We start from the raw sequence: 24,152 nt of genomic DNA, 5'->3' as shown, positions 1-24,152 counted from the left end.
TGAATCCATGCTGATGCCCAAGAAGGTCAAGAACCGTAAAACCCAGAAAGGCCGCACCCGCGGCGTCGCCACCCGTGGCAACGATCTCGCTTTTGGCGACTACGGCCTCAAGGCGATCGAGCACTGCTGGCTCACGAACCGTGAGATCGAGGCCGCCCGTATCGCCATGACCCGCCACATCAAGCGCGGCGGCAAGATCTGGATCCGCATCTTCCCCGATCGTCCCACCACGTCGAAGCCCGCGGAAACCCGCATGGGCTCCGGCAAGGGGGCTCCGGACGGCTGGGTGGCGGTGATCCGCCCCGGCCGCATCCTCTTCGAAATGGAAGGGGTGACCGAGGAAACCGCGCGTGAGGCCCTGCGCCTGGCCCAGATGAAGCTGTCCGTGGCGTCCGAGTTCGTCAGCCGCACGCCGCCGGAGGAGTGAGAGCCATGACCAAGAAGAACCCCTTTTCCGATTTGACCGGCAAGAGCGTCGAGGAACTGGCGCAGCTGGAGGCCGAACTGGCCGCCAAGCGCTTCACCCTCCGCTTCCAGCATGCTGTGGGCCAGGTCGAGAACACTGCCGAGATCCGCAAGACTCGCCGTGAGCTCGCCCGTGTCAAAACCGCCCTGGCGACGAAGCTGGCCTAGGAGATCCCATGAGCCTCGAAAACAAGATGATTCGTAACGGCGTCGTGGTCTCCAACAAGGCCGACAAGACGGTGGTGGTGAAGGTGGAGCGCAAGTTCCAGCACCCGCTCTACCACCGCACGGTCAAGCAGACCGCCAAATTCATGGCTCACGATGAGACCAACGCCTGCGGCATCGGCGACGTGGTCAAGATCGTCGAGACCCGCCCCCTTTCCAAGCGCAAGCGCTGGATGGTCCTCGAGATCGTTCAGAAGGCCGGCGAGTAAGGAGCTCACATGATCCAGATGGGAACCATGCTCATCGTTGCCGACAACTCCGGCGCCAAGAAGATCTGCTGCATCCTGCCCCTGGGCGGCGGTGTGGGCAAGATCGCCCAGCTTGGCGACGTGATCACCGCCTCCGTCAAGGAAGCGATCCCGGGCGGCACGGTCAAGAAGAAGGCCGTCGTCCAGGCCGTGATCGTCCGCCAGCGCAAGGCCTACCGCCGCAAGGACGGCTCCTACATTCGCTTCGACGAGAACGCCGCCGTCATCATCAAGAAGGATGGCGAGCCGGTCGGCACCCGCGTGTTCGGCCCTGTGGCCCGCGAGCTGCGTGAGCGGAAGTACATGAAGATCGTCTCCCTCGCCCCTGAGGTGCTGTAATGGAAGCCACCACCACCAAGATGAAGCTCAAGAAGGGCGACCAGGTCGTCGTCATTGCCGGCAAGGAAAAGGGCAAGACCGGGACCATCTCCAAGGTCAGCCCCGCCACCAACCGGGTGGTTATCGCCGGCATCAACATGATCAAGAAGGCGACCAAGCCCAATCCCCAAACCGGCGAGGGCGGCGGGATCATCGAGAAGGAGGCCTCCATCCACGCCTCCAACGTCATGATCCTCGATCCCAAGACTGGCAAGGGCACCCGCAAGCGCCCCGAGTAAACCGCTTTCCATCCTCCTGCATTCGTGGGAGGATGGTCATTCTGCCCCGTGCGCGGGGTGGAGATCCACGGCGCATTCCGCGCCATGACAACTGAGGTTGGGGGGAAACGGGCCGGACCGCCGTTCCCAAGCCCCCCCGCTCTCCCGAACCCCTGGGGCATAGCCGCCCCACGGAAATGGAGGAATCCATGACTGCCAAGCAGGACCACGCGGAGCCCCGCGTCAAGGCTCGCTACCACCAGGAGGTGGTGTCGAAGCTCAAGGAGGAGTTTGCTTTCTCTTCCGCCATGCAGGTGCCCCGCCTGCAGAAGATCGTCATCAACATGGGCGTCGGCGACGCCATCCAGAACATCAAGGTCCTGGATGTCGCCGTGGACGAACTGACTGCCATCGCCGGCCAGAAGGCCGTCGTGCGCAAGGCCAAGAAGAGCGTCGCCCAGTTCAAGCTGCGCGCCGGCATGCCCATCGCCTGCATGGTGACCCTGCGCGGGTCCCGCATGTGGGAGTTCTTCGACCGCCTGGTGACCCTGTCCCTGCCCCGCGTCCGTGACTTCCGTGGCGTGCCCACCAAGTCCTTCGATGGCCGCGGCAACTACACTCTGGGCCTCAAGGATCAGTTGATCTTCCAGGAGATCGACTACTCCCGTGTGGACAAGATGAAGGGCATGAACATCACGTTCGTGACCACCGCTGCCAACGACGCCGAAGCGCGAGCCCTGCTCGCCCACCTCGGTATGCCCTTCCGCAAATAGCCAAGGAGATCATACCGATGGCCAAGATTTCCAAAATCGTCAAGGATTCGCGCAAGCCGAAGTTCTCGACCCAGCACCGCAATCGTTGCAAGTGCTGCGGCCGTCCCCGGGGCTATATGCGCAAGTTTGAACTCTGCCGTCTGTGCTTCCGCAAGTTCGCCCTCAACGGCGAGCTGCCGGGCGTCCAGAAGTCCAGCTGGTAAGGAGAGGGGACCATGCATACCGATCCCATCGCTGACTACCTCACCCGCATTCGTAACGGCATCATGGCCGGTCACGATGCCGTGGTGGTGCCCGCCTCGAAGATCAAGGCCGGCCTCTGCGGCATCCTGAAGCAGGAGGGCTACATCCACTCCTTCAAGCAGGTCGAGCATGAGAGCCGCGTCTATCTCATCGTCAACCTGAAGTATGTGAAGGATAAGGAGAACGTGATCCACGGCCTGCGCCGCGTGTCCCGTCCCGGCCTGCGCATCTACACCGGCGCGCAGGAGATCCCGGAGGTCCACGGCGGCCTCGGCATCGCCATCCTGTCCACCCCGAAGGGTCTCCTGACGGGCAAGGACGCCAAGAAGCAGAACGTCGGCGGCGAAATCCTCGCCCACGTCTGGTAACCCATCCTGAAATGGGCGGGTTTCCCGCCCTCATCTAAGGAATCAACCATGTCTCGAATCGGAAAGAAGCCCGTGACGCTGCCCAAGGGCGTGAAGGTCACAGTCACCGGGTCCGAGGCCGTCGTCGAGGGCGCCAAGGGCAAGCTCAGCTGCCCGATCCCCGCGGGGATCACGCTCGACATCCAGGCCGACTCCGTGAATCTCACCCGCGCCAATGACGAAGCCCAGACCCGTGCCTACCACGGCCTGACGCGCGCCCTGCTCGGCAACGCCGTCACCGGCGTGACCGAGGGCTGGAAGAAGGAACTCGACATCGTCGGCGTGGGCTACAAGGCCGCCATGGACGGCGCCAAGCTCCACCTGGAGCTCGGCTACAGCCACCCCATCAACTACGAGGCCCCCGCGGGCATCCAGATGGCCGTCGAGAAGACCACCCACATCGTCGTGACCGGCATCGACCGGCAGCTGGTGGGCCAGGTCGCCGCTGACATCCGGAAGTTCCGCAAGCCCGAGCCTTACAAGGGCAAGGGTGTCATGTACACCGGCGAAGTCATCCGCCGCAAGGCCGGCAAGACCGGGAAGTAAGGGGAACCCATGGCGAACGATATCAACATTCGACGCGACAAGACCAAGGCCCGCATCCGCGGCCGTGTGAGCGGAACGCCCGAGCGGCCCCGCCTCACCATCTACAAGAGCCTGAAGCGCATCTATGTGCAGGCGGTGGACGACACCCAGGGCATCACCCTGGCGTCCGCAAGCAGCCTCGAGAAGGACCTGCGCGCTTCGCTGAAGAACGGCGCCAACATCGAGGCCGCGAAGGCCGTCGGTGCGAGCATCGCTGCCCGCCTGAAGGAGAGGGGCATCACGTCCGTGGTGTTCGACCGGAACGGCTACGTTTACCACGGCCGCGTCAAGGCGCTGGCTGACAGCGCCCGCGAAGCCGGGCTCCAGTTCTAGGGGATGACCATGGCGACTGCAGAGCTCAAGGACAACAAGGAAACCCGCAACTCCGAAGCCGGGGAATTCAAGGACCAGGTCATCTACGTGGGCCGCGTCACCAAGGTGGTGAAGGGGGGCAAGAACTTCTCCTTCTCCGCGCTGGTGGTCGTCGGCGACGGCAATGGCAAGGTCGGCTTCGGCCTCGGCAAGGCCCTCGAAGTGCCCTCCGCCATCAAGAAGGGCATCGAGAGCGCCAAGCGCAACATGATCAAGGTCCCCGTCACCTCGAACGGCAGCCTGCCGCACCCGGTGACCGGCATCTTCGGCTCTGGCAGCGTGCTGCTGAAGCCGGCCCCCGAGGGCACCGGCATCATCGCCGGCGCCGCGGTCCGCGCGATCATGGAGGCCGCCGGCGTCCACAACGTGATGACGAAGAGCCTGGGCTCCTCCAATCCCCACAACGTGGTTCGCGCCACGTTCGAGGGCCTGAAGGAACTCATGGATCCCTACACGGTCCTGACCAACAGGGGCCTGGACCAGGCGGAGGTTTAACATGTCGCAGTTCATCGGCAAGCAGGTGGTGCTGACTCTCAAGCGCTCCATCATCTGCACCACTCCCAAGCACCGGGCCTTCATGCAGACCCTCGGTCTCAAGCGCCCCGGCGACACCCGCGAATGCGAATACACCCCCAACGTCCATGGGATGGTCAAGCTCGTGCCCCATCTCATCAGCGTTCAGGTGAAGGGGTAGACCATGAAGCTCAACGAACTCCGGCCCGCAGAGGGCGCCACCAAGTCCCGCAAGCGTCTGGGTCGCGGCAAGGGCTCCGGCCTCGGCAAGACCTCCGGTCGCGGCGAAAAGGGCCAGAAGTCCCGGTCCGGCTACCGCAGCAAGCGCGGTTTCGAGGGCGGCCAGATGCCCCTCGTCCGCCGGCTGCCCAAGCGTGGCTTCACCAACATCTTCGCTCCCGAGACCAAGGAGATCACCCTCAGCCTCATCTCCATCCACTTCAAGGATGGCGAGTCGGTCACGCTTGAGGCGCTCCGCGAGAAGAAGCTGGTCAACTCCCGCGTGGAGAAGATCGTGGTGCTGGCCAGCGGCGAACTCACCACCAAGGTGAACGTCGTCGCCGATCGCATCACCAAGGGCGCCCGGGAAGCCATCCTGGCCAAGGGCGGCACCATCCAGGAGCCCGCCGCAAAGTCTGCCGAGTAACGGCCGATGAACCGCCTCAAGAACCTCTTCGCAATCCCGGAGCTGCGCAGGCGGCTCCTCTTCACCCTGATCCTCCTGGCCATCTACCGCCTGGGAGTGCACGTCAGCGTGCCCGGGGTGAACGCGGAGAACCTGTCAGCCGCGCTCAAGCGCGGCGGCGGCGGGCTCTTCGACGTCGTTGATCTGTTCTCCGGTGGTGCGTTCAAGAAGTTCTCCGTCTTCGCCCTCGGCATCGCCCCCTACATCACCGCCAGCATCGTGCTGCAGTTGATGGGAGCCGTAGTGCCCTATCTGGAGAACCTCCAGAAGAAGGAAGGCGAGGCCGGCCGGCAGAAGATCACCCAGTGGACCCGGTACCTCACCGTGTTCCTGGCCTTCATCCAGGGCATGGGCATAGCGTCCCTGGCGCAGAGCCAGAACGCGCCCGGCCTGGAGGTCGTGACCACCGCCATCTCCCCCACGGCCTTCCGCCTCTTGGCGGCCTTCACGCTGTCCGTGGGCACCCTCTTCGTCATGTGGATCGGCGAGCAGATCACGGAGCGCGGCATCGGCAACGGCATCAGCCTGCTGATCTTCGCGGGCATCGTGGCGGGCCTTCCGCAGGCCCTCACCACCATCACGGTGATGATCACCCAGTCGCTGAAGAACGCCCCGAACGTCCCGCCCCCGGGCATCTTCATCCTGCTCATCGGGGCCATGACCGTGGTGCTGTTGGCCGTGGTGCTGGTGGAGAACGCCTACCGGCGCATCCCCATCCACTACGCCCGCCGGGCCGACTCGGCCGGCATGTCCAGCCAGCGCAGCTCTTACATGCCCCTGAAGCTGAATACCGCCGGCGTGATGCCCGTCATCTTCGCCAGCTCGGTGATCTTCTTCCCGGCCACCATCGCCCAGTTCACCCGGTGGGAGTGGCTGGCCAAGCTTTCGGCCATGATCAGCCCGCAGACCCACTTCTGGATCTACACCCCGGTCTTCGTGGGCGTGGTGATCTTCTTCGCCTTCTTCTACACCAGCATCGTCTTCAATCCCGATGAGACCGCCGAGAACATGAAGCGGTCCGGGGGTTACATTCCGGGCATCCGGCCCGGCAAGGAAACCAGCATCTTCATGGACAGCATCCTGTCCAAGTTGACCTTCGTGGGTGCCATCTACCTCGCCCTGGTCTCCCTGGTGCCCCTGCTCATCACGAACAACATCCAGGGCCTCAACTTCTACTTCGGCGGCACCAGCCTGCTGATCGTGGTGGGCGTGGCCATGGACAGCGCGGCCCAGCTGGAAAGCCTGCTGGTCATGCGCCGCTACGACGGCTTCCTCGAGAAGGGCCGCATCCGCGGTCGCTCCACTCGCGGAGGGGCCGCATGAGTCTGATCGCGAACATCCTCCTCGGGGCCCCGGGCTCCGGGAAGGGCACCCAGGCCAAGCGTCTGGTGGAAACATTCTCTTTGACTCACCTCTCAACCGGTGACATTCTGAGAGATGCCGTTTCGAAAGGGACGGAGATCGGCCTGAGGGCGAAAGCCATCATGGCCGAGGGAAAACTGGTGGACGACGACACCGTCAACGGCCTTGTCTTCGCGCGGCTGCTGGACGAGACCTCTGACGTGTTGTTCGACGGCTACCCACGCACCCTTCAGCAAGCTCAGGCCCTGGAAGACTTCCTCTCCTCCAAGGGCATGAAGGTGGGTCACGTGGTGCTGGTCGATGTCCCCCAGGAGGTGCTGGAAGCCCGTGTGGTGGGCCGGCGCGTCTGCAGCAACAACGCCTGCGGCGCCATCTACCATCTGGAATCCAAGCCCTCCAAGCAGGCCGGTATCTGCGATGTGTGCGGAAGTCCCCTGAAGCACCGTTCCGACGATACCGCTGAAGCCTTCCGGAGCCGGATGGGCGAGTTCCACTCGACCTTCCAGCCCCTCCTGGGCTTCTACAAGCATCGGCCGACCTTCCGGAGCGTAGATGGCAATCGCGCGCCGGAGCTGGTGTTTGAATCGTTGCGTCACGTCTTCGGAGAACGCGCTTGAGCAAAGAAGAAGCCATTGAGCTCGAAGCCACAGTGGTCGAGGCCTTGCCCAACGCGGTGTTCCGGGTCGAACTGGAGAACAAACACCAGGTGCTGGCGCACATCAGCGGGAAGATGCGCAAGAACTTCATCCGAATCCTTCCCGGTGACCGGGTGCTCGTAGAGGTCACGCCCTACGATCTCACTCGCGGCCGCATCATCTACCGATTCAAGTAAACGAGAGGACACCATGAAAGTACGGCCCTCCATCAAGAAGCTGTGCGAGCACTGCAAAGTGGTCCGGCGCGAAGGCATCAATCGGATCATCTGCAAGAAGAACCCCAAGCACAAGCAGCGTCAGGGTTAAGGAGACACGATGGCACGCATCTCAGGCATTGATCTGCCCATCGGAAAGCGCATCGAGATCGCGCTCACCTACATTTTCGGCATCGGGCGCGCCAAGGCGCACAGCATCCTGACCCGCGCGAAGGTCGACTTCGGCACTAAGGTCCGGGATCTGACCGAGGACGAGGTCGGCCGCATCCGCCGCGTCATCACCGCCGAGGAGACGGTGGAGGGCGACCTCCGCAAGAACATCTCCCTCGACATCAAGCGGCTCATGGACATCGGCTGCTACCGCGGCTTGCGCCACCGGAAGGGCCTGCCCGTCCGTGGTCAGCGCACGCATACCAACGCCCGCACCCGCAAGGGCAAGCGACGCACCGTAGCCGGCAAGAAGAAGTAAGGCGAGGAGCCCATGGCAAAGACCCAGACCCGGACCGCCGGTAAGAAGGTGGTCAAGAAGAAAGAGAAGAAGAACGTTCCCCACGGCGTGGCCCACGTCCAGGCGTCCTTCAACAACACCATCATCTCCATCTCAGATCCGATGGGGAACATGCTCTGCTGGGCTTCCAGCGGCAACCAGAACTTCCGCGGCACCCGCAAGGGCACGCCGTTCGCAGCCCAGGTGGCCGCCGGCATCGCTGCCGAGGCCGCCAAGGAGCAGGGCGTCCGTTCCGTGGACGTCCGCGTCAAGGGTCCCGGTGCGGGCCGTGAGAGCGCCATCCGCGCCCTCAATGCCGCCGGCATCCAGGTGACCAGCATCCGCGACGTCACCCCCATCCCCCACAACGGCTGCCGGCCGCCCAAGCGGCGCCGGGTTTAAGAGAGGAGGAGAGACATGGCACGTTACACAGACGCCGTTTGCCGCCTCTGCCGCCGCGAGGGCATGAAGCTTTATCTCAAGGGCGAGCGCTGCTTCAAGGAGAAGTGCTCCTTCGAGACCCGCAAGGGCAAGATCCCCGGCCAGCACGGCGCGGGCAAGATCAAGAAGCCCACCGGCTACGCCCTGCAGCTTCGCGAGAAGCAGAAGGTGAAGCGCATCTACGGGGTGCTCGAGAAGCAGTTCCGCCACTACTTCGAGAAGGCCGACGCCAAGAAGGGCGTCACCGGCCACAACCTGCTCGGGTTCCTCGAAGGCCGGCTGGACAACGTGATCTACCGTCTGGGCTTCGCGCCCAGCCGCTCCGCTGCGCGTCAGATGGTCATGCACGGTCACGTGCTGGTCAACGGCAAGCGGGTGGACATCCCCTCCTTCCAGGTGAAGCCTGGCCAGGCGGTGGAGTTGGGCAGCCGCGCCCGCGAGAACGACGGGGTCAAGTCTTCCGTCGAGACCTCCGCTGGCCGTGGCATTCCCAAGTGGCTTTCCCTGGACGCCGCCGCCTTCAAGGGACAGGTGCTTGCCGCGCCGACCCGCGAGGACATCACCCTGGACATCAACGAGCAGCTGATCGTTGAACTGTATTCCAAGTAAGGGGGCAGGATGCTGAATCTCAGCGATTTCCAGAGGCCACGATTCGCCGAGGTGACTCCCGGGTCCCTCACGGACTCCTACGGAGAATTCGTGGCCTACCCTTTCGAGCGTGGCTTCGCCACGACCGTGGGGCACAGCCTGCGCCGGGTGCTGCTCAGCAGCATCCAGGGCGCGGCTGTCACCAACGTCCGCATCAAGGGCGTCATGCACGAGTTCACGACCCTTCCCGGGGTGTGGGAGGACATCACCCACGTTCTCCTGAACCTCAAGGAAGTGCCCTTCAAGCTGCACAGCACTGAACCCCAGACGGTGACCATCTCCGCCAAGGGCGAAGGCACGGTGACTTCGGCCGCCATCCGCTGCAACCAGAACGTGGAAGTCGTGGATCCCAACATCCACATCGCCACGCTGGGCGAAGAGGGCGAGCTGGAAATCGAGATGGTGGTGCGCCCCGGTCGCGGCTTCGTGACCGCGGACCACAACCACGACGAGAGCCTGGGCCTGGGCTTCATCCCCATGGATGCCAACCACAGCCCCATCATCCGCGTGAACTACATCGTCGAACCCGCCCGCGTGGGCCAGAGCACCGATTACGAAAAGCTCACGCTCCAGGTGTGGACCAACGGCGCCGTCAACCCCAAGGAAGCCGTTTCCGACGCGGCCCTCATCCTGCGCGACCACTTCCTCGTGTTCGCCCGTCAGGACGAGGACTTCACCGAGATGGAGATGGGTGCCGCGACCCTGGGTGCCGAAGCCGCCAACACCTGGCTGGGCAAGTCCGTCGAAGAACTCGAACTCTCCGTGCGGGCCAACAATTGCCTCCGCAACGCCAACATCACCACCATCGGCGAGCTGGTCCAGCGGACCGAGGCTGAGCTGATGAAAACCAAGAACTTCGGCAAGAAGTCGCTCCAGGAGATCAAGGACGAGCTCGCTCGTATCGGCCTCTCCCTCGGCATGCGGCTCGAGCAGGAAGTGTAAGGAGCCCCCATGCGTCACAACGTTGCCGGCAAGCGCCTGGGCCGCACCACCAACCAGCGCAAGGCCCTCATGAAGAACCTCGCGACCGCCCTGATCCAGAGCGAGCGCATCGAGACCACCCTCGTGAAGGCCAAGGAACTCCGCACCTATGTGGAGCCCTTCATCACCCTCGCGAAGACCGATTCCGTGGCCAACCGCCGTCTGGCGATGGCCCGCCTCGGAAGCAAGGACGCCGTGCAGAAGCTCTTCGGCGCCGACTTCCGCAAGCGCTTCGAGAGCCGTCCCGGCGGCTACACCCGCATCCTCAAGATGGCCCACCGCCTCGGCGATGCGGCCGACATGGCCCTCATCGAGTTCGTGGACTACACCCTCCCCGAGCCGAAGGCCGAGGACGCCGAGTAGGATCCCGCCGCAAGCATGGAAACGCCCCGCTCTGCCGGGGCGTTTCCATGTACGGAAAGAGCGATCATCCCACCGTCCAGGGCACGTCCGATGTCTCCTCCGGTTCTTCCTTGAAATCCGATCTCCCAAGCCGGCGGGACCGCACCACCGTCACGGTGCAGGGGGCTTGGGCCGCGACCTGGCTGGACACGCTGCCCAGGAGGGAGCGACGCAGGGAGCTGGCGCGGGCGCCGATCACCACGTGATCCACGTGGTTGGCGTTCACGTACTGGAGGATGGCGGAGGCGGAATCCGGAGATTGCAGCACGTGGAAACTGATCCGGCCTTCCTCCAGGCCCAGGCCCTCTGCCCAGTGGCGGAGCTCCACCAGGCGCTGGAGGTGGATGTTCCGTCCCTGGTCATCCACGGTCTGGTCCAGGGTGATGCGCCCGAGCTTGAACACGTTCAGGCAGGCCACGCGGGCCCCGGGAAGGGCGGGCAGCATGTGGGCGACCATGTTGCGCAACAGCGCGGCGATGGGAGCGGCCTCGGGGGAGAGGTCGATGGCCACCGCGAGGATGGGGGCGTCCCCGTCCTGCCGGCTGGGAGCCTTGCCCTTGGGGACGGCGAGCTCGTGGTCCGCGAACCGCCGCCGGAGGACGGTGGTGAAGGAGTCCTGCCGCAGCTTCTCTGAGCGGGCGGTCAGCTTCACCTGGTCGGGGTGTCGCAGCGCCAGGGCCAGGTGGGCGGCGGTGGGATAGCGCCAGGCCGGATGCACCTCCAGGCAGCGCAGGATGATCTCCTGGAGCCAGGGAGGGCAATCGGGGCGGAGCCGGCGGGGTGGCATAGGATCCCGCCAGAGCCTGCGCTTCAGGCCGGCGAGACGCTGGGGATCCCCGAAGGGGCGCACGCCCGTGACGAAGAAGTACATCAGCACGCCCAGGGCGAACTGATCGCTGCGGGGGTCCTTCCGGAGGCCGAGAACCTGCTCTGGGGCCATGTATGGGGCGGTGCCGTAGGGGAGCCGGAACTCCTCGCCCATCAAGTCGGGCAGCTCATCGTGGTGGGACAGGCCGAAATCGACCAGCACGATCTCGCCAGTGGGGCGCGTCAGGAGGTTAGAGGGCTTCACGTCCAGGTGGACGACATGCTGGCGGTGGAGGTTGTCCAGGGCCGTGGCGATGCGGGCGCCCAGGGCCGCCACCTCCGTCCAGGGAAGGGGGAGCTGGGTCAGGCGCGGCAGGAGGCTGGGCCCGGGGATCCGCTCCATGACCAGATAGGGCTGGATCCCGGTGGAACCCTGGGCGATGAACTTCGGGACGTGCGGGCCTGACAGCCGCGGCAGGATCATCTGCTCCATCTCGAAGCCGACGATGGCGGCGGGGTCCGTTCCTTCCGAGAGCACGGGCGCCTTCACCAGCAGGGGGAACGCGATATCAGGGTGGGAGGCGGCCCAGAGCGAAGCCATGCCGCCCCGGTGGACCTGCTCTCCGACGAGAAAGCCGTCGAGGGTGGTCCCGGGCGTGATCGTCGTCTGCCGCATGGTCAGAGCCCTTTCCGGAGCCGCGCCGCCAGGGTCGGAGGCAGGCCCGCCTCCAGGATGGCCGTGGCCGTCGCCTGGACATCGTAGGGCACCCGGAAGTGGGTGATCTCGGACCTGGTGGTGTCCAGCAGCGCATACGCCGCGGCGGGATTGCCGTCACGGGACTGCCCGACGGCGCCGACCACGGTCAGCCAGCGGCGGTGCGGCGGCAGGGGCACGGGGACCGAGGGGACAGGGTCGAACGAGACCAATTGTCCGGTGGCGGTGATGCCATGGAGGGCCGGCAGGTGGGTATGCCCGCAGAAGACCATCTGGGCGCGGCTGGCCTCCAGCGCGCGCCGCGCATCGCGTCCCTCACGGATGTAGATCCACGGCGGGTAGGTCTGCGGGCTGGCATGCACATACAGGCGTGCCCCGTCCTCGAAGCGCAGGGGCAGGCTGGCCAGAAACTCCCTGGCCTCGGCCCCCAGCTGGCCGCGGGTCCAGGCCATGGCGGTCTCCGCGTCAGGGGTCATGGTGTCGCGGTCGTTGGCCACGGACTGATCATGGTTGCCCGCCACCGCGATCGCACCGCGGGCCGTCTCCGCCATGATGCGATCCAGCACGCTGCTCGGCTGGGGGCCGTAGCCCACGTAGTCACCGAGGAACACGAGCCGGTCGGTGCCCTGCGAGCTCGCATGCGCAAGGCAGGCCTCCAGCGCGAGCCGGTTGGCATGGATGTCTGCCAGGAGGGCGATGCGCATGGCGGAGTCCGGGTGGGTGGAGGGTCAGGACCATGATAGGGGCTAGGGCCCATCGGAAGCCGTCTCTCTCTGCGGAAGGGCCAGGGAAGCTTCGACGGGGCCTGGAATCTACCAACCCTGAGAGGCGGAGTCCTGGGTCTCGTCTCCTGGCCTGGGATCCATAACTGGAAGAAGATCGCATGGTCGTTTTAGATCAGGAGTTACGGCAATTTTTCCCCCCTTAAAAAAAATGGCTCTCCGGACATGGACTTGCTTGACCCGGAGGAAAGGAGTGCGTTAGCTAGTGGTCAGCCAACACATCCCAATCTGTTCCGCGGAGGTTCGTCCACCGCGAACCCCATAACGATCCATCGCGTTCAGGCCTGGAGCATTCCAGGCATGACCCATACAACTGCCCCGGCTTCGGCCGGCATCACGAAGGGGGATTTCGAGAGGTTTCGCATCTGATGTGCCGTCCGGCCCAATCTCGGAAGGATCACTGAGCGCCCAGCTTCAACCCGAAGGAACATTCAAGGAGGCAACACGTCATGGCAATTGCAACCGAACAAGTCGCAGCAAGGACCCCGCTCACCAAGGAAGAACGCATGGTGATCGTGGCATCGTCCGTGGGGACGGTGTTCGAGTGGTACGACTTCTACCTGTACGCGACGCTGGCTCCCTTCTTCGCGACGCTCTTCTTCCCCAAGGGCAACGACACGGCCGCCCTGCTGTCGGCCTTCGCGGCCTACGCGGCGGGCTTCCTTGTGCGGCCTTTCGGCGCCCTGGTGTTCGGGCGCATCGGGGATCTGATCGGGCGCAAGTACACCTTCCTGGTGACCATCGTCGTGATGGGCCTCTCGACCTTCGGCGTCGGCCTCCTGCCGACCTATGCCGCCATCGGCTGGTGGGCCCCCATCATCATGGTCACCCTGCGCCTGATGCAAGGCCTGGCCCTGGGCGGCGAGTACGGCGGCGCGGCCACCTATGTGGCCGAGCATTCCGCTCACGACCGGCGCGGTTACAACACCAGCTGGATCCAGACCACCGCGACCGTCGGCTTCTTCCTCTGCCTCGGCATCATCATGGGCTGCCGTGCCGCCATGACCAAGGAAGCCTTCGCCTCCTGGGGATGGCGCATTCCCTTCTGGATGTCCATCTTCCTGCTCGCCGTCTCCGTCTGGATTCGCCTGAAGCTGCACGAATCCCCCGTCTTCACGAAGATGAAGGCCGAGGGCAAGACCTCCAAGGCCCCCCTCAGCGACAGCTTCCTGAAGTACCCCAACAACAAGTACGCGCTGCTCGCGCTCCTTGGCGCCACGGCGGGTCAGGGCGTGGTGTGGTACACCGGCCAGTTCTATGCGCTCTTCTTCATGCAGATCACGCTGAAGCTGGACTACCAGACCACGTATATGATGATCGGCGCCTCGCTGCTGCTGGGCACGCCCTTCTTCATCTTCTTCGGCTGGCTGTCGGACAAGATCGGCCGCCTGAAGATCATCCTGGCGGGTTGCCTCATCGCCGCCCTCACCTTCTTCCCCTTGTTCAAGGCCCTGACGCACTACGTGAACCCTGCCCTGGAGACCTTCCAGAACACCACCGTGATCAAAGTGGCCGGGGATCCCAAGGACGAGACGTTCAACCTCTTCGTCGGCCCCTGGAGCAAGTTCTCCCAACTGGACCGCGTGAACGACTTCTTCGGGAAGCAGGGCCTCAACTTCAACAAGATCGCGCCTGAGGCCGGCAAGATGGTGGTCGCCACCATCGAAGGCAAGAATCCCACGACGGGTCAGTTCACCACCACCCGCGTCGAGGGCTGGAGCGCGGCCTCGGAAGGCGCCCTCAAGAAGGCCCTGACCGACCTCGGCTATCCCAAGGAAGCCGACAAGTCCAAGGTCAACTACCCCATGACCCTGCTGATCCTATTCATCATGCTCATCTACGTGACGATGGTGTACGGGCCCATCGCGGCCTTCCTGGTGGAACTCTTCCCCACCAACATCCGCTACACCTCCATGTCACTGCCCTACCACATCGGCAACGGCTGGTTCGGTGGCATGCTGCCCTTGATCGCGACGGCCATCGTGGCCCTGAAGGGCAACATCTACTACGGGCTCTGGTATCCCATCATCGTGGCCCTCATCACCGTGGTGATCGGCGCCCTCTTCCTGAAGGAAACCAAGGACCGGGACATCAGCACCTATCAGCACTGATCCAACTTCCCGGCGGTCCCGCCGTCCGGAAGGCTGCAGGGGTCGGGCGAAGGTTGACTTCGCCCGACCCCACCCCTTGGGCTTCAGCCACAAGACTGGGGACCCTACCCGAGGTAACGAGCACTGGACAAGGGCTCGGGCGGGCCGGAAAATGAGCCACCCCCCCCCACCCATTCAACGTCTTTCCCAGCCTGACGGACCTGCGTGGAGATCCAGGCCTCCACTGCCATCCACACGCTCCTCCGCCGCTTTCCATATCCATCTCACCATCTGGCACGGAGCTGACCCATGTCCGAAGACCTCTTCCCCGTGAAGCCCAACATCCGGGAGCGGGCCCATATCAAGACCATGGAGGAGTACCAGCGCCTGTACCGCCTGTCCCTGGACAACCCGGAGTGGTTCTGGGGGGAGCAGGCCAAATCCCTTACCTGGTTCCACCCATGGCAGTCCGTCTTTGACGCCGACTACAAGGAAGTGGACTTCTCCTGGTTCTCCGGTGGGCGCCTCAACGCCTGCTTCAACTGCGTGGATCGGCATCTCCCGCACCTGGGGGACAAGGACGCCCTCATCTGGGCCCAGGACGAGCCTGGGGTCTATACCCACATCACCTACCGCGACCTCAAGCATCACGTGGCCCGGGTGGCCAATGTCCTGCTGCACAACGGTGTAAAGAAGGGCGATCGGGTTTGCATCTACCTGACGATGATTCCCGAGCTGGTCTACACCATGCTGGCCTGCGCGCGCATCGGCGCCGTGCATTCCGTGGTCTTCGGTGGGTTCTCCGCGGAGTCGCTGCGGGACCGCATCGTGGATGCCCACTGCAAGGTGGTGGTCACGGCCAACGAGGGCCTACGGGGCGGCAAGCGGGTGCCCCTCAAGCGCACCGTGGACCGGGCCATCGAGGGGATGTCCATGGTGGAGACGGTGCTGGTGGCCCGGCGCACGGATGGCGACGTCCCCATGCAGCCCGGGCGCGACCTCTGGCTGGACGAGGAGACCGCCAAGCAGCGTTCCACCTGCACCAACGAGTGGATGGGCGCGGAGGATCCGCTCTTCATCCTCTACACCTCCGGCAGCACCGGCAAGCCCAAGGGCCTGCTCCACACCACGGGCGGCTACCTCACCTATGCCGCCTTCACGCACAAGCTGGTCTTCGACTACCACCCGGACGACATCTACTTCTGCGCCGCCGACGTGGGCTGGGTCACGGGCCACAGCTACATCGTCTACGGCCCCCTGGCCAACGGCGCCACCTCGGTGATCTTCGAATCCACGCCGCTCTATCCGGACGCGGGGCGCTATTGGCAGATCGTGGACGACCTGGGGGTGAACATCCTCTACACGGCGCCCACGGCCCTGCGCGCCCTGGCCCAGGCCGGTGACAGCTGGATCAAGAAGTACAGCCGCAAGTCGCTGCGCATCCTCGGCACGGTGGGCGAGCCCATCAACCCCGAGGTCTGGCGTTGGTACCACGACGTGGTCGGCGAAGGCCGTTGCACGGTGGTGGACACCTGGTGGCAGACCGAAACGGGCGGCATTCTCATCACGCCGCTGCCGGGGGTGACGCCCACCAAGCCGGGCTCGGCCACCCTGCCGTTCTTCGGAGTAAAACCCGTGATCGTGGACCCCGCCACCGGCGTTCCCCTGGAGGGCAACGACGTCTCCGGAGCCCTCTGCCTCGGCGCGCCCTGGCCCGGGCAGGCCCGCACCGTGCATGGCGATCACAAGCGGTTCCGGGAGACCTACTTCACCCAGTACCCCGGCTACTACTTCACAGGCGATGGTGCGCGGCGGGACGAGGACGGCTACTACTGGATCACCGGACGCATCGACGACGTCATCAACGTATCCGGTCATCGCCTGGGCACGGCCGAAGTGGAAAGCGCCCTGGTGGCCCACGAGGCCGTGGCCGAGGCCGCCGTGGTGGGCTACCCGCACCCCATCAAGGGCCAGGGCATCTACTGCTACGTGCTGCTCAACAACGGCTACATGGAGCAGGGGAATCAGCAACTCATCGGCGCCCTCAAGGAGCAGGTGCGGCAGGTCATCGGCGCCTTCGCCGCCCCGGACGTCATCCACATCTCTTCGGGCCTGCCCAAGACCCGCAGCGGCAAGATCATGCGGCGCATCCTGCGGAAGATCGCCTCTTCCGAGTACGACGGCATGGGCGACATCTCCACCCTGGCCGAACCGGATGTGGTCAACCGGCTCATCGAGGAGCACCAGAAGAACCAGAATTAGTCCGGGGGTCCCGCGCTGCGCGCACACCCCCGGGCCCCCGCGAAGAAGCCCGGCAAAGCCGGGCTTCTTCTTTCCAGTAACAGTGGGATGGCGATTGATCAGGCCACTACAGGGGCAGGTCGCGCACGAAGGCGCGGACCAGGGCCTCGAAGCGGCCGGCGGCGGCGGCTCCGGCCTCGAGCACTTCCTGGTGGGTGAGGGCCTGGGGAAGGATGCCGGCGGCCATGTTGCACAGGCAGGAGATCCCCGCCACGCGCATGCCCTCGTGCCGCGCCACGATGGCTTCGGGCACGGTGCTCATGCCCACGGCATCGGCGCCCATCACGCGGAAGGCGCGGATCTCGGCGGGCGTTTCGTAGCTGGGCCCCGTCAGCCCCAGGTAGACACCCTGGCGGAGGGTCTGGCCAAGCGCATCGGCGCAAGCGGCGAGGTGGGCTCGGAAGGCCGGGTCGTACACGGCGGTCATGTCTGGGAACCGCGGGCCCGGCTCCACATTGGGGCCGATGAGGGGGTTGGTGCCGAACAGGTTGATGTGGTCGGTGAGGGCCATGAGCTCGCCCACGGCGAAAGCGGGGTTGAGGGCGCCAGCAGCGTTCGTCAGCAGCACGGCCTTCACGCCGAGGCGCCCGTAGAGGCGCATGGGCGTGACCACGAGGGGCATGGGATGGCCCTCGTAGAAGTGGAACCGCCCGGCCTGGAGCACCACCTTGCGGCCTTCAAATTCGCAAAAGACGAGTTTGCCGCCGTGACCCGCCACCGTGGGCGCCGGGAACCCCGGCAGGTCCGTGAAGGGGATGGCCAGACCGGCTTTGGCCTCGGGGCTTTCGGCCAGGGCGCCCAGGCCTGAACCCAGCACGATGGCGAGATCCGGGGCGAAGGGCGCCCTGGCCTGCAGGGCCTGGAGGGCTGCGGAGGCGGTCATGGCGGCTCCTGAATGGACAGGCCTAAAGGCTGGGCGTGAAGCTCACGGTCACGGAGACATCTGGCTGGAGCGTGCCCGGGCTTCGCAGCCGTGCCCGAACCGGATGGTAGACGGGTGCGGTGGTGCTCACGGTGAGGACCGTGGCGGGCGTGGATCCGCCGGAGCCTGAGAAGGTGAAGGTCCGACCGAGCAGCGGCAGGTCCAGGTCGAGCTCACCGCCGGCCGCCAGCGCGGGGGAGATGGCCACGCCGATCACGTAGCGCTTGTCCGCGCTCAGGCTGAAGCCGCTGTAGAACACCTCGCCTTCGGACTGGTTGGGATAGAGGCCCCGCACCTGGACGGCCTTGGCCATGCTGAGGGTAAAGGGGGCCAGTGGCGTGGTGAGCGCATTGGGGTCCGTGCCCCAGTTCGCCGTGAAGGAGGCGTAGGTTCCAGTCGTGGGGCGGGGCCAGGGCACGCCGTACGGGGCGGTCAGAGGCGTCAGCACCGCATCCGTGAAGATGGCCGCAAGGTCAACAGGTTCCGCGCTCGATCTGGCCTCTTTGAGGCGGGTGAGTTGCGAATAGAGGTTGAGCGGTTCGATATCACGGGCGGTTGAGTCGGTGGCCCCGTTCGTCAAGGCGGGAGAACCGAAGAAGCGCGCTGCAGCGAGGGGATTGAGGGTGGACCAGGTCGATGGGGATCCAGGGGTGGCCACACTGTTGGCTTTAAGGATGATCTCCCAGCCGAGTGCGCGAATGGCCGGTGCGGAGTAAGGGGTGAGTTCAGTGGCGGTCAGGCTGCTGATATCCCGTATGTCCACCACCGGCGCCGCCAGGGTCGTCCCCTGCGTGTCCGCCAGGTAGGGGGACTTGAGGACATTGGCTGCCATGGCCTCGGCGAGGCCTTCGACCCGTGCCATGTCCGGGCTCAGATCCGGGAGGGGCACCGCGACGGGGAACAGCGGGGCCAAGGGAACGCCAAAGGTGCGCCCGAGGTTCCGGGTGAAGAGCACGCCCCGAGAGAGGAGGGGGAGGATGACGCCTTCATCCCAGGCGTCGTCGTTGGCTGGGCCTCCCTGGAGGGAGCCGAAAAAGTGGAGGCTCGCGAAGGAATCGTCGTAGGCAAGGGGGTAGACCGTGCGGTCATATTCCACGAAGGACCCACGGGCCTCGGATACCCCAGGGGCGTAGTGAAGGTCCAGGGCGGCACCGGGTGTCACGGTGCCGTAGACAGCCAGGAAGCTGGCGGCAGTATCACCAATGGCGAGGATGCGGCTACCGGTGCCGATGGTCCGGCCGGAGAGGGTGGTCTCGAGGATGGGATTGCCGGCTTCGAGGGCCAGCCGGTTGCCGGGAAGGTAATTCGAATTGACTAGCCACCAGGGGTCCGTAAGCCCAACGGCGAAATCGACGACGCTGTCCCCTGCGGGGAGGGTGGCCGGAGTCGGATTTCCTGCTGGAGCCGTGCCATCAATGGCCTTGCGCATGGCGTAGCGGTAGCGATTGGCTTGGAGGACTGAGCTGTTGATGCCAGCTGGGTCACCGATGAGGTTAAGTGGGCTTCCGATTCCGTCGTTGAAGCTGCTCAGCAACTCGACCATCAGGGGCTTGTCCTTGTCGACGGTTGCGGCGTAGTGGCCGGTGGAGTCCGTGTAAACCTCGCTGGCGACCAGCCAGACAGGGGTTTTGGTGGATCCGTCCGGGTTGAGCTGGTCGACGCGCTGATAGGTGCGAACCAATACACCCCGGGCGGGCTTCGTCTGGACGTTCGCCGCGACGGAACTGTCCATCAGCCCCGTGGGCACGCCGTTGGCGTCCGTGGCGAGAGGCACGCGGGCGTAGGTGACGGTTCCGGAGAGGGTGATGGTCGTGGCGGCGGCGGGACTGCTCCCACCCTTCTTGCCTCCACAGGCCAGCGCCGCAGCCAGAAGCGCAACGGCCCCCAGAGTCCGGAGGGAAGCTCGGTACAACGGCATGACCACCTCAAAACGGCGAAAGAAGCAAGTCTAGCATGGCACCCACGGCCGATCCCGCGTCGGGATGCGGTGGGGCGCTTCCTTCCAGTGCCGTGGGTGGCGCGGAGGTTCAGAGTGCCTATCAGTACTCTTAGCGCCGGGCGCCGGTCCCCAGCAAGGCGTTCTGGGCGGCGAGCTCGGCGGAGACGTCTTCCTCGTCATTGAGAACCGGCAGGGGATTCCGCTGCACGCCATCGACCTTGAGCTCGAAGTGGAGGTGGGGTCCCGTGGCGTTGCCGGTGCGACCCACTTCGGCGATCTTCTGGCCCCGGCGGACAATGTCGCCCTCGTGGACCAGGTTCAGCTTGTGGTGGGCGTAGAGGGTGGCGACCCCGTTCCCGTGATCCACCACCACGAAGTTGCCGTACTGCTTGTGCTTCCCAGCCATCACCACCTGGCCATCCAGGGCCGCGAACACGGCGGTGCCGGTGGGGGCGGTGAGATCGATGCCCCGGTGGCGGCCCTTGTAGCGGATCCGCTTCTTGCGCTGGTTCTTCACGCGGACGGTCTTGGTGCGCATCCGGGGACCCCAGGCCGAGCTGATGGTCCGGGTCTCCACAGGCCAAAGCAGGTCCAGCCGGTCCGGATCGGCCGGGGTGAAGGTGGGCAGCAGGGCGTTCAGCTCGGCTTCGCTCACCGGCGGCATGACCGGCTGCATCCGCGCCAGGAGCTGGGACGGGGTCCCTGGGGACAGATGCGCTTCGAGGTGCCCGGAGGCAGACGTGCCGTCGGCCACGGCGGGCACCACGGCGCGGACCTGATAGGGCAGCAGGCGCTCCAGGTGCGGCATGGGCGCCGGGGGTACGACGGCGGGCGTGGGCAAGGCCGCCAGCGCGGGCCGCGGCCGGGCCGGAAGCGCCTGGATGGGGGTGGCCTCATCCGTTTCTGAAGCTGCGGCCATGGCCGCGGGGCGGGCGGCGCGCACCTTCAGGCGACTACCAACAGAGAGCTTGGACAGCTTTTGCTTGGGGTTCAGGGCGGCCAGGTCGGCCAAGCTCATCCCGTGGGCCCGGGCCACCGCGGCAGCGGTCTCACCCTTGCGCACGATGTGGACGGCACCATCATCGGCGGGCCTGGAGGCGGTCTTCTTGGAGGTCCGTTTCGGCGCGGCCTGGAGGCCGACACTGAGGGACGCGAGAACGAGGGTCAAAACGGCAAAACGCATGGGTGAACTCCCGGCTACAACGGAAAAGCCTGCTTCGCTAGGCCTCCTTGAGGGGGTCGTGACCCCGGTCGATGATGAAATAGGAACAGTCCAGTCCCCATCCTACCGGGGTCCTGGAACCTTGCATATGCAAATGTTTTCCAACTAGGGCGCCTGCCTTCATGGTTCCCAGGGGCAGCCGGCCCAGGGCAGGGTCACGGTGCCCCGCCGGCCGCCTTCTTTGCGGAGGAGGCGGGCCGGACCGAGGGTCATGCCGTGGCTCACGGCCTTGAGCATGTCGTAGAGCACCAGCAGGCCCACCGTCACGCCGGCCAGGGCTTCCATCTCGATGCCGGTCCGCCCTTCGCAGCTCACTTGCACGCGCAGCCAGGCGCGCCGGGTGAGGGGATCCCAGTGGTGGACCACATCCACGGCCTCGATGGCCAGGGGATGGGCCAGCGGAATCAGATCGGAGGTCCGCTTGACCCCGCCCACGGCCCCGAGCCGGGCCACGGACCAGGGATCGCCTTTGGGGCCGCCCCCCTTGGACAGGGCTTCCGCGGCGGGGGCATCCAGTTCCAGGTAGCCCGCGGCCACGGCCAGGCGACGGGTCACGGCCTTGGCGGAGACATCCACCATCTTGGGCCGGCCTTCGGGATCGAGGTGCGTCAGTTCAGCCATAAGCACTCCGGGAAAGCCGGGGGGTTCCGGGGGACATCGCGAGCCACGCGAGCAGGCGGTCCCCCCTGAGTCATGTCAAGCCGACCAGGCGAGCAGGATGTCCCGCAGGGCGGCCGTGTCCGGCGCATAGGCCCGGGGGCCGCAGGCGGCCAGGGCCTCCTGGGGGTAGAAGCCGTGGCCCACGGCCAAGCTGGGCACCCCGGCGGCCCGGGCCATGTCCAGGTCGAAGGGGGTGTCGCCCACCATGAGGATGTCCTCGGGTGCGAGGCCGGTGCGCGCCTGCATGAGCTCCAGGGTCTCCGGGTGGGGCTTGCCGTGGGTGACGTCGTCCGGCGTGATGATGGGGTCGAAGAAGGCCTCCCAGCCAAACCGGGCCATCTGCCGCAGGAGGGGAACGGTCCGCTTGGAGGTGGCCACGCCCATCCGCTGGCCCCGGGCCCGCAGTTCCTCCAGCAGCTCGGGGATGCCCTCGAAGGGCCGCATCAGGTGCTCGTGCTCCGCGTGGCCGAAGCTCCGGTAGGCCTTGAGCACCGTGTCGTAGTCCAGGCCCAGGGGCCCGAAGGTGTTCCGGATGCCGGCTTCCACAGGGAGGCCCACATATTTGAGCCATTCGGCCATGAGGGAGCGGGGCTGGCCCAAGGCATCCAGGGCGTGGGCCATGCCGGCCTCGATGAGGGGGCGGCTGTCCACCAGCGTGCCGTCGAAGTCCCAGGCGATGAGTTTCAAAGAGGCCTCCAGACCTCCATCATCGCATTCTCTACGCGAGAGCGGCCGAGGGCAGGTGCAGGGCCCGGACGAAGGTGGCGTCCGTGGCCCGCTGGAGTTCAGCGATCACATGGAGAGGAACCGGCGTATCCACGGAGAGGACCACCATGGCCTCGCCTTTCCGTTCCCGCCGCCCCAGGTTCATGCAGGCGATGTTGACGTCGTGCTGGCCGAGCACGGTGCCGATTCTTCCGATCATGCCGGGGCGATCCATGTAGCTCAGCAGGAGCATGTGCTCCTCGGGCATGAAATCCATGGCGTAGTCCCGCAGGCGGACGATGCGGGGCGTCCCCTCGAAGAGGGTGCCGGACAGCACGCGGGTCTTGCCGCTGCCCTCCAGGGTGAGGGTCACCAGGTTCGAGAAGGCGCCGCCGTCCGTGGACTTGCGCTCGTCCACCACCAGCCCGATGCGCTCGGCCACCAGATTGGCGTTGACCATGTTCACGGGCTGGTCCGTGGCCCGGCCCAGCAGGGCGGCCAGGCCGCTCACGGTGAGGGGCGTACAGTCGTGATGGGCGATGGCGCCGGCGAACCCGAAGGTGACGCGGTCCAGGCTGCCCTTCAGGAGCTGGAGCCCGAATTCGCTGAGGACGGCCATGAGCTTGAAGTAGGGCCGCATCTGGTCCATCACCGCCGGATCGAAGCGGGGCAGGTTCACGGCGTTCTCCAGGGGGGCGCGGTCCAGGTAGCTGAGGATCTCCCGGGACACGTCGATGGCCACGTTGACCTGGGCTTCCTGGGTGTTGGCCCCCAGGTGCGGGGTGACCACCAGGCGCTCCTGGGCGATGAGCTGCTTGAGCACCTCCGATTGGGGCGGCTCCTCGGACCAGACGTCCACCGCCGCCAGGCTCACCTTGCCGGACTGGAGGGCCGCCAGCAGGGCCGGCTCGTCCAGGATGCCGCCCCGGGCCACGTTGAGCAGGATGATGCCCTCCTTCATGAGGGCCAGCTGGTCCGGGCCGATCATGCCGCGGGTCTCGTCGTTCAGCGGCGTGTGCACCGTGAGGATGTCGCAGGACCGGCAGAGCTCCTCCAAGTCCACCAGACGCACGCCCAGGTCCTGGGCCCGCTTGGCGCTCACGTAGGGGTCGCAGCCCAGCACCTCGCACTCGAAGGCCTTGAGGCGTGTGGCCACCCGGCCGCCCACCTTGCCCAGCCCGATGACGCCGGCGACTTTCCCCTTCAATTCCACGCCCGTGAATTTCGCCCGCTTCCACTCGCCGGCCTTGAGGCTGGCGCAGGCGGCGGGCACGTGGCGGCAGGCGGAGAGCAGCAGGGCCAGCGTGTGCTCGGCGGCGCTGTTGGTGTTGCCGAAGGGGGCGTTCACCACGATGACGCCCTTGGCGCTGGCGTAATCCACGTCCACGTTGTCGATGCCCACGCCGGCCCGGGCCACGATCTTCAGATTGGTGGCCGCGTCGAGCAGGGCCTTGTCCACGGTGGTGCCGCTGCGGGTGATGATGGCGTCATAGTCCCCGATGCAGGCGTACAGGGCCTCCTTCGACAGGCCGAGGCGCACGTCCAGCGTGATGCGCGGGTCGCGCTGAAGCAGGGCTAGACCCTCGCCAGTCACCTCGTCGGTCACGATGATCTTCATGGAGCCCCCGTCGGATCCTGATGCTGCGCCGCATTGGGAATCCATCACGATAACGGTGGAAGGCTTTCAAGACAAGGATTTGGGCCC

32 protein-coding genes are annotated in these 24,152 nt (G+C 65.6%); 24 read left to right on the top strand and 8 right to left on the bottom strand.

The window, feature by feature from the left end:
- Positions 1 to 7 precede the first annotated feature (7 nt).
- The 22 genes from rplP to rplQ all read left to right on the top strand — a co-directional run bounded on the left by rplP (position 8) and on the right by rplQ (position 10,265).
- Positions 8 to 427 (top strand): 50S ribosomal protein L16, encoded by a 420-nt coding sequence (gene rplP, locus NOV65_RS08745; protein ID WP_243303178.1) that lies wholly within the window; start codon positions 8 to 10, stop codon positions 425 to 427.
- A 5-nt stretch (positions 428 to 432) separates the two neighbouring features.
- Entirely contained in the window at positions 433 to 633 is a 201-nt protein-coding gene (gene rpmC, locus NOV65_RS08740) for a 50S ribosomal protein L29 (protein WP_026852748.1), read from the top strand.
- Positions 634 to 641: 8 nt separating this feature from the next.
- Positions 642 to 899, top strand: a complete 258-nt coding sequence (gene rpsQ, locus NOV65_RS08735) for a 30S ribosomal protein S17 (RefSeq protein ID WP_257305898.1) — start codon at positions 642 to 644, stop codon at positions 897 to 899.
- A gap of 9 nt (positions 900 to 908) precedes the next feature.
- Complete coding sequence (rplN, locus tag NOV65_RS08730) at positions 909 to 1,277, top strand: 50S ribosomal protein L14 (RefSeq protein WP_257305896.1); 369 nt, start codon at positions 909 to 911, stop codon at positions 1,275 to 1,277.
- A gap of 20 nt (positions 1,278 to 1,297) precedes the next feature.
- The gene (gene rplX, locus NOV65_RS08725) at positions 1,298 to 1,555 is read left to right on the top strand and encodes a 50S ribosomal protein L24 (RefSeq protein ID WP_420843192.1); all 258 of its coding nucleotides are present in this window, start codon (positions 1,298 to 1,300) and stop codon (positions 1,553 to 1,555) included.
- Positions 1,556 to 1,743: 188 nt separating this feature from the next.
- Positions 1,744 to 2,307, top strand: coding sequence for a 50S ribosomal protein L5 (gene rplE, locus NOV65_RS08720; RefSeq protein WP_257305893.1), 564 nt, complete (start codon positions 1,744 to 1,746; stop codon positions 2,305 to 2,307).
- Between the two features lie 17 nt (positions 2,308 to 2,324).
- On the top strand, positions 2,325 to 2,510 hold the full coding sequence (locus NOV65_RS08715; RefSeq protein ID WP_257305892.1) for a type Z 30S ribosomal protein S14: 186 nt from the start codon (positions 2,325 to 2,327) through the stop codon (positions 2,508 to 2,510).
- 12 nt (positions 2,511 to 2,522) lie between these two features.
- Positions 2,523 to 2,918, top strand: a complete 396-nt coding sequence (gene rpsH, locus NOV65_RS08710) for a 30S ribosomal protein S8 (RefSeq protein WP_257305890.1) — start codon at positions 2,523 to 2,525, stop codon at positions 2,916 to 2,918.
- 48 nt (positions 2,919 to 2,966) lie between these two features.
- The gene (gene rplF, locus NOV65_RS08705) at positions 2,967 to 3,503 is read left to right on the top strand and encodes a 50S ribosomal protein L6 (RefSeq protein ID WP_257305888.1); all 537 of its coding nucleotides are present in this window, start codon (positions 2,967 to 2,969) and stop codon (positions 3,501 to 3,503) included.
- 9 nt (positions 3,504 to 3,512) lie between these two features.
- Positions 3,513 to 3,875, top strand: a complete 363-nt coding sequence (rplR, locus tag NOV65_RS08700; RefSeq protein ID WP_257305886.1) for a 50S ribosomal protein L18 — start codon at positions 3,513 to 3,515, stop codon at positions 3,873 to 3,875.
- 9 nt (positions 3,876 to 3,884) lie between these two features.
- Complete coding sequence (gene rpsE / locus NOV65_RS08695) at positions 3,885 to 4,409, top strand: 30S ribosomal protein S5 (RefSeq protein WP_257305880.1); 525 nt, start codon at positions 3,885 to 3,887, stop codon at positions 4,407 to 4,409.
- Between the two features lies 1 nt (position 4,410).
- Entirely contained in the window at positions 4,411 to 4,608 is a 198-nt protein-coding gene (rpmD, locus tag NOV65_RS08690) for a 50S ribosomal protein L30 (RefSeq protein ID WP_243288428.1), read from the top strand.
- A 3-nt stretch (positions 4,609 to 4,611) separates the two neighbouring features.
- A complete protein-coding gene (rplO, locus tag NOV65_RS08685) occupies positions 4,612 to 5,073 on the top strand; it encodes a 50S ribosomal protein L15 (RefSeq protein ID WP_257305878.1) in 462 nt (153 codons plus the stop codon).
- Positions 5,074 to 5,079: 6 nt separating this feature from the next.
- Complete coding sequence (gene secY / locus NOV65_RS08680; protein WP_257305876.1) at positions 5,080 to 6,435, top strand: preprotein translocase subunit SecY; 1,356 nt, start codon at positions 5,080 to 5,082, stop codon at positions 6,433 to 6,435.
- Positions 6,432 to 7,091 carry an adenylate kinase gene (locus NOV65_RS08675; RefSeq protein WP_257305873.1) on the top strand — a complete coding sequence of 220 codons (660 nt, stop codon included), beginning with the start codon at positions 6,432 to 6,434 and terminating at the stop codon, positions 7,089 to 7,091. Before secY ends, NOV65_RS08675 begins: the two co-directional genes overlap by 4 nt.
- Positions 7,088 to 7,306, top strand: a complete 219-nt coding sequence (gene infA / locus NOV65_RS08670; RefSeq protein ID WP_026852734.1) for a translation initiation factor IF-1 — start codon at positions 7,088 to 7,090, stop codon at positions 7,304 to 7,306. The genes NOV65_RS08675 and infA overlap by 4 nt, the downstream gene beginning before the upstream one ends.
- Before the next feature lie 13 nt (positions 7,307 to 7,319).
- Positions 7,320 to 7,436 (top strand): 50S ribosomal protein L36, encoded by a 117-nt coding sequence (rpmJ, locus tag NOV65_RS08665; RefSeq protein ID WP_243288424.1) that lies wholly within the window; start codon positions 7,320 to 7,322, stop codon positions 7,434 to 7,436.
- Positions 7,437 to 7,445: 9 nt separating this feature from the next.
- Positions 7,446 to 7,814, top strand: coding sequence for a 30S ribosomal protein S13 (gene rpsM, locus NOV65_RS08660; protein ID WP_257305869.1), 369 nt, complete (start codon positions 7,446 to 7,448; stop codon positions 7,812 to 7,814).
- Positions 7,815 to 7,826: 12 nt separating this feature from the next.
- Entirely contained in the window at positions 7,827 to 8,234 is a 408-nt protein-coding gene (gene rpsK, locus NOV65_RS08655) for a 30S ribosomal protein S11 (protein ID WP_243303191.1), read from the top strand.
- A gap of 15 nt (positions 8,235 to 8,249) precedes the next feature.
- On the top strand, positions 8,250 to 8,882 hold the full coding sequence (gene rpsD, locus NOV65_RS08650; protein ID WP_257305866.1) for a 30S ribosomal protein S4: 633 nt from the start codon (positions 8,250 to 8,252) through the stop codon (positions 8,880 to 8,882).
- A 9-nt stretch (positions 8,883 to 8,891) separates the two neighbouring features.
- A complete protein-coding gene (locus NOV65_RS08645) occupies positions 8,892 to 9,863 on the top strand; it encodes a DNA-directed RNA polymerase subunit alpha (protein WP_257305864.1) in 972 nt (323 codons plus the stop codon).
- 9 nt (positions 9,864 to 9,872) lie between these two features.
- Entirely contained in the window at positions 9,873 to 10,265 is a 393-nt protein-coding gene (rplQ, locus tag NOV65_RS08640; RefSeq protein WP_243303195.1) for a 50S ribosomal protein L17, read from the top strand.
- Between the two features lie 64 nt (positions 10,266 to 10,329).
- Here rplQ and NOV65_RS08635 read toward each other — a convergent pair whose 3' ends face one another.
- A complete protein-coding gene (locus tag NOV65_RS08635; protein WP_257305862.1) occupies positions 10,330 to 11,787 on the bottom strand; it encodes a serine/threonine protein kinase in 1,458 nt (485 codons plus the stop codon).
- A 2-nt stretch (positions 11,788 to 11,789) separates the two neighbouring features.
- A complete protein-coding gene (locus NOV65_RS08630; protein WP_257305860.1) occupies positions 11,790 to 12,530 on the bottom strand; it encodes a metallophosphoesterase family protein in 741 nt (246 codons plus the stop codon).
- Between the two features lie 527 nt (positions 12,531 to 13,057).
- On the opposite strand from NOV65_RS08630, the gene NOV65_RS08625 reads away from it, so the two are divergent.
- Together NOV65_RS08625 and acs are read left to right on the top strand one after the other, a co-directional pair.
- Entirely contained in the window at positions 13,058 to 14,719 is a 1,662-nt protein-coding gene (locus NOV65_RS08625; RefSeq protein ID WP_425250830.1) for an MFS transporter, read from the top strand.
- Between the two features lie 288 nt (positions 14,720 to 15,007).
- Positions 15,008 to 16,960, top strand: coding sequence for an acetate--CoA ligase (acs, locus tag NOV65_RS08620; RefSeq protein ID WP_257305857.1), 1,953 nt, complete (start codon positions 15,008 to 15,010; stop codon positions 16,958 to 16,960).
- A gap of 106 nt (positions 16,961 to 17,066) precedes the next feature.
- On the opposite strand, the gene NOV65_RS08615 is transcribed toward acs, so the two are convergent.
- From NOV65_RS08615 to serA, 6 genes are all read right to left on the bottom strand, one after another.
- The gene (locus NOV65_RS08615) at positions 17,067 to 17,882 is read right to left on the bottom strand and encodes a purine-nucleoside phosphorylase (RefSeq protein WP_257305855.1); all 816 of its coding nucleotides are present in this window, start codon (positions 17,880 to 17,882) and stop codon (positions 17,067 to 17,069) included.
- A 22-nt stretch (positions 17,883 to 17,904) separates the two neighbouring features.
- A complete protein-coding gene (locus NOV65_RS08610) occupies positions 17,905 to 19,839 on the bottom strand; it encodes a hypothetical protein (RefSeq protein WP_257305853.1) in 1,935 nt (644 codons plus the stop codon).
- A gap of 130 nt (positions 19,840 to 19,969) precedes the next feature.
- Entirely contained in the window at positions 19,970 to 21,043 is a 1,074-nt protein-coding gene (locus NOV65_RS08605; protein ID WP_257305852.1) for a peptidoglycan DD-metalloendopeptidase family protein, read from the bottom strand.
- A 159-nt stretch (positions 21,044 to 21,202) separates the two neighbouring features.
- On the bottom strand, positions 21,203 to 21,703 hold the full coding sequence (gene moaC, locus NOV65_RS08600; protein WP_257305849.1) for a cyclic pyranopterin monophosphate synthase MoaC: 501 nt from the start codon (positions 21,701 to 21,703) through the stop codon (positions 21,203 to 21,205).
- Between the two features lie 75 nt (positions 21,704 to 21,778).
- Complete coding sequence (locus NOV65_RS08595) at positions 21,779 to 22,429, bottom strand: HAD family hydrolase (protein ID WP_257305847.1); 651 nt, start codon at positions 22,427 to 22,429, stop codon at positions 21,779 to 21,781.
- A gap of 31 nt (positions 22,430 to 22,460) precedes the next feature.
- The gene (gene serA / locus NOV65_RS08590; RefSeq protein ID WP_257305845.1) at positions 22,461 to 24,065 is read right to left on the bottom strand and encodes a phosphoglycerate dehydrogenase; all 1,605 of its coding nucleotides are present in this window, start codon (positions 24,063 to 24,065) and stop codon (positions 22,461 to 22,463) included.
- Positions 24,066 to 24,152 lie beyond the last annotated feature (87 nt).

Source organism: Geothrix campi (genome assembly GCF_024609265.1).
Classification (GTDB): Bacteria; Acidobacteriota; Holophagae; order Holophagales; family Holophagaceae; genus Geothrix; species Geothrix campi.
This window is presented reverse-complemented; position numbering and strand designations above follow the sequence as displayed.

What these genes read in the sequence shown, in the direction of transcription:
- rplP (WP_243303178.1), top strand. Translation starts at nt 8, where the DNA reads ATGCTGATGCCCAAGAAGGTCAAGAACCGTAAAACCCAGAAAGGCCGC.
- rpmC (WP_026852748.1), top strand. Translation starts at nt 433, where the DNA reads ATGACCAAGAAGAACCCCTTTTCCGATTTGACCGGCAAGAGCGTCGAG.
- rpsQ (WP_257305898.1), top strand. Translation starts at nt 642, where the DNA reads ATGAGCCTCGAAAACAAGATGATTCGTAACGGCGTCGTGGTCTCCAAC.
- rplN (WP_257305896.1), top strand. Translation starts at nt 909, where the DNA reads ATGATCCAGATGGGAACCATGCTCATCGTTGCCGACAACTCCGGCGCC.
- rplX (WP_420843192.1), top strand. Translation starts at nt 1,298, where the DNA reads ATGAAGCTCAAGAAGGGCGACCAGGTCGTCGTCATTGCCGGCAAGGAA.
- rplE (WP_257305893.1), top strand. Translation starts at nt 1,744, where the DNA reads ATGACTGCCAAGCAGGACCACGCGGAGCCCCGCGTCAAGGCTCGCTAC.
- NOV65_RS08715 (WP_257305892.1), top strand. Translation starts at nt 2,325, where the DNA reads ATGGCCAAGATTTCCAAAATCGTCAAGGATTCGCGCAAGCCGAAGTTC.
- rpsH (WP_257305890.1), top strand. Translation starts at nt 2,523, where the DNA reads ATGCATACCGATCCCATCGCTGACTACCTCACCCGCATTCGTAACGGC.
- rplF (WP_257305888.1), top strand. Translation starts at nt 2,967, where the DNA reads ATGTCTCGAATCGGAAAGAAGCCCGTGACGCTGCCCAAGGGCGTGAAG.
- rplR (WP_257305886.1), top strand. Translation starts at nt 3,513, where the DNA reads ATGGCGAACGATATCAACATTCGACGCGACAAGACCAAGGCCCGCATC.
- rpsE (WP_257305880.1), top strand. Translation starts at nt 3,885, where the DNA reads ATGGCGACTGCAGAGCTCAAGGACAACAAGGAAACCCGCAACTCCGAA.
- rpmD (WP_243288428.1), top strand. Translation starts at nt 4,411, where the DNA reads ATGTCGCAGTTCATCGGCAAGCAGGTGGTGCTGACTCTCAAGCGCTCC.
- rplO (WP_257305878.1), top strand. Translation starts at nt 4,612, where the DNA reads ATGAAGCTCAACGAACTCCGGCCCGCAGAGGGCGCCACCAAGTCCCGC.
- secY (WP_257305876.1), top strand. Translation starts at nt 5,080, where the DNA reads ATGAACCGCCTCAAGAACCTCTTCGCAATCCCGGAGCTGCGCAGGCGG.
- NOV65_RS08675 (WP_257305873.1), top strand. Translation starts at nt 6,432, where the DNA reads ATGAGTCTGATCGCGAACATCCTCCTCGGGGCCCCGGGCTCCGGGAAG.
- rpmJ (WP_243288424.1), top strand. Translation starts at nt 7,320, where the DNA reads ATGAAAGTACGGCCCTCCATCAAGAAGCTGTGCGAGCACTGCAAAGTG.
- rpsM (WP_257305869.1), top strand. Translation starts at nt 7,446, where the DNA reads ATGGCACGCATCTCAGGCATTGATCTGCCCATCGGAAAGCGCATCGAG.
- rpsK (WP_243303191.1), top strand. Translation starts at nt 7,827, where the DNA reads ATGGCAAAGACCCAGACCCGGACCGCCGGTAAGAAGGTGGTCAAGAAG.
- rpsD (WP_257305866.1), top strand. Translation starts at nt 8,250, where the DNA reads ATGGCACGTTACACAGACGCCGTTTGCCGCCTCTGCCGCCGCGAGGGC.
- NOV65_RS08645 (WP_257305864.1), top strand. Translation starts at nt 8,892, where the DNA reads ATGCTGAATCTCAGCGATTTCCAGAGGCCACGATTCGCCGAGGTGACT.
- rplQ (WP_243303195.1), top strand. Translation starts at nt 9,873, where the DNA reads ATGCGTCACAACGTTGCCGGCAAGCGCCTGGGCCGCACCACCAACCAG.
- NOV65_RS08635 (WP_257305862.1), bottom strand. Translation starts at nt 11,787, where the DNA reads ATGCGGCAGACGACGATCACGCCCGGGACCACCCTCGACGGCTTTCTC.
- NOV65_RS08630 (WP_257305860.1), bottom strand. Translation starts at nt 12,530, where the DNA reads ATGCGCATCGCCCTCCTGGCAGACATCCATGCCAACCGGCTCGCGCTG.
- NOV65_RS08625 (WP_425250830.1), top strand. Translation starts at nt 13,058, where the DNA reads ATGGCAATTGCAACCGAACAAGTCGCAGCAAGGACCCCGCTCACCAAG.
- acs (WP_257305857.1), top strand. Translation starts at nt 15,008, where the DNA reads ATGTCCGAAGACCTCTTCCCCGTGAAGCCCAACATCCGGGAGCGGGCC.
- NOV65_RS08615 (WP_257305855.1), bottom strand. Translation starts at nt 17,882, where the DNA reads ATGACCGCCTCCGCAGCCCTCCAGGCCCTGCAGGCCAGGGCGCCCTTC.
- NOV65_RS08610 (WP_257305853.1), bottom strand. Translation starts at nt 19,839, where the DNA reads ATGCCGTTGTACCGAGCTTCCCTCCGGACTCTGGGGGCCGTTGCGCTT.
- NOV65_RS08605 (WP_257305852.1), bottom strand. Translation starts at nt 21,043, where the DNA reads ATGCGTTTTGCCGTTTTGACCCTCGTTCTCGCGTCCCTCAGTGTCGGC.
- moaC (WP_257305849.1), bottom strand. Translation starts at nt 21,703, where the DNA reads ATGGCTGAACTGACGCACCTCGATCCCGAAGGCCGGCCCAAGATGGTG.
- serA (WP_257305845.1), bottom strand. Translation starts at nt 24,065, where the DNA reads ATGAAGATCATCGTGACCGACGAGGTGACTGGCGAGGGTCTAGCCCTG.